Genomic DNA, 471 nt, shown 5'->3' with positions numbered 1-471 from the left:
ATTAAAGTTAAAAGTATTAGATATGTGCTAACAGTATTTTAAGATGAATTAGGTAGCAACATAATAAAGTATATAAATAATATTAATTGAATCATACATAATTAAAAAGAGGCTGATTAGTATTTATAAAATAAAATCAGTCTCTTTATGAATAACGAATTATTATTCAGGTTGAGGTGCATCTACAGGACAAGCTCCTGCACAAGAACCACAGTCTATACAAGAACCAGCATCTATAACATAAGCGTCGTCTCCAGCTGTTATACTGCTAACAGGGCATTCAGCCTCACAAGCACCACAGCTTATACAAGCGTCAGTAATTTATATGCCATTTTGAAAGCCTCCCTTTTATATGTATTGTAATTCAATAACATTATAACAAATATTATTGAATATAACAATTAAATTAATTCTACAACAAAAACTTTATTATGATATTCTTGTTTTAAAGTTTTACAATAAAGTTTAATC

Annotated in this window: 1 protein-coding gene; it reads right to left on the bottom strand. The window is 28.0% G+C overall.

The window, feature by feature from the left end:
- Positions 1 to 162: 162 nt before the first annotated feature.
- Complete coding sequence (fdxA, locus tag K0039_RS21045) at positions 163 to 321, bottom strand: 4Fe-4S ferredoxin (RefSeq protein WP_228106864.1); 159 nt, start codon at positions 319 to 321, stop codon at positions 163 to 165.
- Positions 322 to 471: the final 150 nt, after the last annotated feature.

This window comes from Terrisporobacter mayombei, from assembly GCF_020748465.1.
Lineage (GTDB): Bacteria > Bacillota > Clostridia > Peptostreptococcales > Peptostreptococcaceae > Terrisporobacter > Terrisporobacter mayombei.
Note: the sequence above shows the minus strand (reverse complement) of the source record. Positions and strands in the feature narration are given on the sequence as shown.